At 62.0% G+C, this 5,463-nt stretch carries 5 protein-coding genes; all 5 read right to left on the bottom strand.

Annotated features, from left to right (window positions below):
* On the bottom strand, positions 1-1,421 hold a 1,421-nt coding region (locus EOA36_RS26065; RefSeq protein ID WP_145969314.1), incomplete at its 3' end, for a GMC family oxidoreductase.
* A gap of 49 nt (positions 1,422-1,470) precedes the next feature.
* Positions 1,471-2,802, bottom strand: a complete 1,332-nt coding sequence (locus EOA36_RS26070; RefSeq protein WP_127280009.1) for a UDP-glucose/GDP-mannose dehydrogenase family protein — start codon at positions 2,800-2,802, stop codon at positions 1,471-1,473.
* A gap of 49 nt (positions 2,803-2,851) precedes the next feature.
* Positions 2,852-3,718, bottom strand: a complete 867-nt coding sequence (locus EOA36_RS26075) for a family 16 glycosylhydrolase (protein WP_127280012.1) — start codon at positions 3,716-3,718, stop codon at positions 2,852-2,854.
* Between the two features lie 143 nt (positions 3,719-3,861).
* Positions 3,862-4,263 (bottom strand): hypothetical protein, encoded by a 402-nt coding sequence (locus EOA36_RS26080; protein ID WP_127280010.1) that lies wholly within the window; start codon positions 4,261-4,263, stop codon positions 3,862-3,864.
* A gap of 299 nt (positions 4,264-4,562) precedes the next feature.
* Positions 4,563-5,463 (bottom strand): glycosyltransferase (locus EOA36_RS26085; RefSeq protein ID WP_127280011.1); only part of this gene is annotated, 901 nt, incomplete at its 5' end.

A 5,463-nucleotide genomic window follows, 5' to 3' on the forward strand; every position in this document is an offset into this window, starting at 1 on the left:
CGCAAGGACAGAGCTGCCGCGGTCAGGCTCGGATTGGCGCAAGAACAGCTGGGATAGGTACTGGTGCCGACGACAACCAGGTTTCTCAACCGGTGATGGATCATGTTGCTGTCGATCACCGAATCGGCCGGGCCGGTGCCCATCCGCAACGTGCCCTGGACATGCGATTCCGTTGGCCGGATCCCGCGGTCGAACAACCGCTCCACCGGTAGCGGGGCAAGCAGTCCAGGCAATTTCTCAAGCGCCCGGGCCATGCCTTTGACCGCGTAGTCCGACGGTGCCTTGAAGCTGACGAAAGCATTGTCGTCCTCGTCGAGAGTGACGAAATTCTCGTGGTCGAGCAGGTTTTCGGTGACCACGACCAGCGGCAGCGCCTGGCGCAGCCGCCCCTTCTCGGCGCGCATCCCGTGCTGCCAGCGGTTCTCGAAATAGACCAGGGCCGCCGCATGCTCGGACCGGTGCGGACCGTCATAGAGGCTGAAATTCAGGCCGGTGGTGATGGTGCTGCCGTCGAAATTGTCGACGCCGTCGAGATAGACCTCGAAATTCCAGCCATAGGATTCATGCAGGCCGCGCCCGACGAATTCATCTCCGAGGCCGGAGCGCAGCATGATCGCCGCGCTCTGGATGGCATTGGCGCCGAGAACGAAGAGGTCGCCGCTGGCCTGATATTCCTTGCCCTCATGGACGAAGGCGACCGAACGCACCGTGCCGCCGACATGGTCGAGCCGCCGCACCTCGGAGCCGAGGCAGACCGATACGTCGGGATGCTCGAAGACATGCATCAGGCCATTATTGGCGGTGAACTTGGCATCGGCCGGGCACAGCCAGCAACGCAGATTGGCGCAGCAGGAGCTGCGTTGCGCGGTCGGCACGCGGGCCCGCGCGGTCGGCATGACGAAATGCTGGTCGGGCTGGGCCGCCTTCATCATCCTGTCCGGCGTCGACATGCGATGCGGCGGCTGCGGAAACGGCCTTGAGCGCGGCAGCATCGCCGCCATGTCCGGATCGCCCGAGATCGACATGATGTCTTCGGCGTCGCAATAGAACGGCTCGACATCGTCGTAGCTGATCGGCCAGTCATTGCCGATGCCGTAGGTGCTTTTCAGCCTGAAGTCGTTGGGATGGAAGCGTGGCGTCTGCGCGAACCAGCAATTGGTCCCGCCGCCCAGCCCGATCGTGTAATTCCACGGCTTGTCGGAATTGGTCTTGTAGGTCGTCTCGTCGTCGATGTCGGTGTTGACGTTCTGGTCGAGCTGCCATTGATGCGTGTTGTGACGGCCCCATTCGAGGACGAGTATGCGCGCCTTACGCCGCCTGGCGAATTCATGCAGGAAGAAAGCCGAACCGAAGCCGGAACCGATCGCGACAACATCGAAATGATCCTTGGTGACTTGCTCGGGCTTGACGTCCAGCACCATCAGTCGCAACTCCTTTCCGCGCCGGGCGCAGCCGTAGGGTCGAGCGGTCTCATGCCGCCATTCTGCCGATCGAGTGATATTCGATGCCGTGGCGCGCCACGACCTTGGGATCGTAGAGGTTGCGGCCGTCGAAGATGACCGGCGTGGTCAGTGCATCCTTCAGCGCATCGAAGGACGGTGCGCGAAAACTCTTCCATTCGGTGGCGATCAACAGCGCATCGGCGCCGCGCAGGGCCGCTTCCTTGGTACCGCACAGCATCAGGTCGTCGCGCAGCCCGTAGATGGCCTGGCATTCCTGCATGGCCTCGGGGTCATAGGCCTGCACGTTCGCGCCGGCCTTCCAGAGCGCTTCCATCAGCACACGCGCTGGCGCCTCGCGCATGTCATCGGTGTTGGGCTTGAAGGCCAGGCCCCACAGCGCGAAGGTCTTGCCCTTGAGGCTACCCTTGAAATAGCGATGCACCTTGTCGAACAGGATGGATTTCTGGTCGTTGTTGCGCTCCTCGACGGCGCGCAGCAGCTTGGCGTCGAACTTGACGCCCTCGGCGGTCTTGATCAGGGCGCGTACGTCCTTGGGGAAACACGAGCCGCCATAGCCGAGACCCGGATAGATGAAGTGATAGCCGATGCGCGGATCGCTGCCGATGCCCTTGCGCACCTCCTCGATGTCGGCGCCGAGCTGTTCGGCGAGGTTCGCCATCTCGTTCATGAAGCTGATCTTGGTCGCCAGCATGCAGTTGGCGGCGTACTTCGTGAATTCGGCGCTGCGCACGTCCATCACGATCATCTTCTCGTGGTTGCGGTTGAAGGGCGCGTAGAGTTCGCGCATCACCGCCTCGGTTTCCTCGCTGTCGGTGCCGACGATAATGCGATCCGGCCTCATGCAGTCGGCGACGGCAGAGCCCTCCTTGAGGAATTCAGGATTCGAGGCGACGTCGAAGCGCAGATCGTCGCGGCCTCTTTTCTTCAGCGTCTCGGCGATCCTGGCCTTCACCTTTTCACAGGTACCGACCGGTACGGTCGACTTGCCGACGACGATCTTGGCGGCATCCATCTCGCGGCCGATGGTCTCGGCGACCGCCAGCACATATTTGAGGTCGGCCGAACCGTCCTCGCCGGGCGGCGTACCGACCGCGATCATCTGGATTTCGCCGTGCCTGACGGCAGCCGCCGCATCGGTGGTGAACTTGATGCGGCCAGCGGCATGGTTCTCCCTGACGATGCTTTCAAGGCCTGGCTCGAAGATCGGGACGAAGCCCTGGTTGAGCCGCTCCACCTTGCTAGCGTCAATGTCGACGCAGACAACCTGGTGACCAACCTCGGCAAGCACCGCCGCCTGTACGAGGCCGACATAGCCAATTCCAAACACCGTCAAGTTCATTCGGTTTCATTCCCATCCAGGGCCTGGAGCCGTTTTCGGTCCGGCCGGTTCAATTCGTCTTTCCCAACTCTTTTAGGCTGCAGACCAGCGATTCCGGAAACTGGCAGGGCTGGCCGAGCGCGGTGAAGGCAACGCGCTCTACCTGCAGCGAAAGCTTGCGGCCCGGATCGGCGAACGCTCCCATCCAGCCCTTCATCGTCTCGCTGCCCCAAAGGCTGAAGAAAATCTTCTGCGCATGGCTGGGCAGCTTGGCGGGATCGGTGATGGTGTTCACCAACTGACCGTTGAGGTACCAGCGCAGACTATCCTTCTCCCATACGAAGGCATAGTCGTTGAAGGCACTGTCGGTGCCGCCGGCCACGTCGACCAGTTTCTCGTTCTTGCCTTTGCCGTTGATGTAGGCGTTGACCTGCACCTTGGACGTGTCCTTGGTCAGGATCTCGAAATCGATCTCATCCCAAGGCTGCTTGTCGGACGGGCCGATATAGGAGAAGAAAGCCGCGTTGAGGCCGGGGCCCGTATCGGTTTTCATCCGTGCCTCATAGGTACCATAGCCGAAGCGCTGCTTGGTCTGGATCTCGCCGCAAGCGAACTCGCGATCCTTGGTCTTCTGCTTCGCGAAACCGAGCGAAAGAACGCCGTCGGAAAGCTCGACCAAGCCTTTCGACCAGGTGCAATTTTGATGGCTGCCGTTTGTCCAGCCGTCTGAAACGTACCAGCGCTCACGGTCGAAACTTTTGAAATCGTCGACGAAAGAGGGCGCGGACTGGATATCCTGCGCATGAGACGGGGTTGCCGGCAGGCTGCCAAGAGCGGCGAGCAGCAAAGCGGCCGCAAGGCCGGACCGGCGGCCGAAATGCCGGGTTGAAAGGGCGTCGATTGCTGTCGTGGACATGGTTTTTGGTTCCGAACTCATGACAAACTCACCTTTGCGCTGTGTCCCCAACCCAAAGTCGACGTTTGAACCGCTTCCAAACGGGCCAACCTTGACCTCTTCAATCACCCTCCCGACTGCCAAACTTGCATCACCTCCGTCGTAACGGTCCCGCGCCGCCACCTTCACCCTCGGCCGACTCCCGTCTGCCTGGCCGATTCGACCGCAGCCGGCGAATCGGCGTCCGCATTCTCGTCGAAGACCGCATCCAGCGAATGACGGAGCTCGCGCATCATGCCGCCCTGGCGCGCCAATGCCGCGATGCGGCGCTCGCTGTTCAAGATCGACTGCGTCAACGCGCTGACCTCGGACGAGCGGCGGTCGGAGGCGGAACCATTTTCCATGGCTTCAATGAGGAAAGCCGCGTTGGTCGCCTCCTTCTGATAGCGGCTCTCCAGGCCGGTTTTCTCGGCATCGATTTCGGCCGCGATCTGCTCGAACAGCTTCGCCAGCCGGTCGAGACGCGCAACATCGGTCTGCCTGTCGCGGGCCGGATCCCTTGATCTGAAGCCGAATATCGAGGCCATGAACTTAAATTCCCGTCATCGCTGGCTTTTTGGGCCGGCTTTCTGGCCGGGCCACTGGCCAATCCCCGCAACCGGGGCTGAAAACTCGTACCGCGCCGTCCACTCCTCCGCCGAAGAGAGACTTCGGACCAGTCCGATCGGGGGCCAGTTCGGCTGGTCGTTCAGTTTGCTGCACCGCAACATAGACTGCCATCCCCGGAGCCGCGAGGCAACCACCCAATTCGTAAACTCATAAATCCGATCGAAATGGTTGCGTGGTGGGCGGGCGGCGGGCCGGCAAGAGCCAACGCTCCCGCACCTTACCGTGCCTTGCCCGTGCTGGTTCCGGCCATCAGGAAACGCAGCGGCGGCACGTGTTTGTTCCTGGACACGAGGCCAACGCTGCGAAACAGCGCCTCGAGTTTGTCGGATGCCACGCCCTGGACGATGGGAAAGAAGTTGGATTGGCTTGCGAACGCATAGGCCGCGGCCGAAGCCAGGCCCCGCTCGGCCTTCACGTCGAGGAAATTGCGCAGCCGATATTTGTCGCGCACATGCCTCTCGTGCCGCCGCAATACCGCCTTGGACCCTTCCGGCAGGCTGTCGATGGCCAGCAGCGCCAGATCGGCATCGGCCAGTCGCTTCAGATCCTGCGTCTTGTGGCGGCCGCTGAGCGAATCGGCTCGCACGATAGCGCCGTAGCCACAGGAACGGATGACCTTGAACCGGGCCCCGTGGGCGACCGCCCGCGCGTAAAGCTCATAGTCCTCACCCAGTCGCAGGCTTTCGTCGTAGCGCAATCCGTGGCGGTCGAGGAAGGCACGGCTGATCACGGGCTTCAAGAAACCGAGTTCGCCTCTTTGCACGCGGCGCCTGGAGATGTTGCCTTCCACGAACCGTTCGAGATTGAGGAATTCGGGATCGGCGGCAAAATCCGGGGCGACGATCTTGGTCGCGTCGCCGGTCGCGTCATCCCTGATGAGCATGATGTTGTCGGCGGCGAAATCCCAATCGGCGCTGGCAAACAGGTTGCGAAACCGGCCATTGAGGAAGAAATCGTCGGCGTCCAGAATGCTGACGAACGGCGCTCGTGAGCGGGTGATCGCGGCGTTGCGGGCAAAGGATGGACCGCGATTGACGTCGAGGCGCATCACCGAGAGCCGGCCGCTGCCGTCGTCGGCCGAGCGGGCGACCTCGGCGGTATTGTCGGTAGAGCCATCG

This window comes from Mesorhizobium sp. M8A.F.Ca.ET.021.01.1.1 (genome assembly GCF_003998025.1).
Classification (GTDB): domain Bacteria; phylum Pseudomonadota; class Alphaproteobacteria; order Rhizobiales; family Rhizobiaceae; genus Mesorhizobium.